This is a genomic window from Pseudoalteromonas sp. MER144-MNA-CIBAN-0113, assembly GCF_040308965.1.
In the GTDB taxonomy this organism is placed as follows: Bacteria; Pseudomonadota; Gammaproteobacteria; order Enterobacterales; family Alteromonadaceae; genus Pseudoalteromonas; species Pseudoalteromonas tetraodonis.
On record NZ_JBEOOG010000431.1, the window covers coordinates 1 to 259 of the forward strand.

The following is a 259-nucleotide window of genomic DNA, read 5'->3' on the forward strand; positions in this document are numbered from 1 at the left end:
GCATACAAAGCACCGCGCCAAGCACCATTGCAAGAAACACGGTAATTAAAAGCTGATTCATACTCATAAGTTATCTCTTAATTTCATTATAAAAGGCTTAGCATCTGGGCGGCTTTTGCTAGAAAATTCAGGTGTGTTAATATTTTCAGTAACGCTGTTTGCTATATCAGGTGCAAATTTATAGCTATCATTCTCGGCAAGTTTTTGCGAGAAATCTACAACACTCTTACCTTTATAAAAACGCCTTAATTGTTTACAT

1 pseudogene is annotated in these 259 nt (G+C 35.9%); it reads right to left on the minus strand.

What is annotated here, in order from left to right:
* Positions 1-63: 63 nt before the first annotated feature.
* Positions 64-259, minus strand: a pseudogene (locus AAEY57_RS20370) (cellulose biosynthesis protein BcsE); the annotation flags it as partial.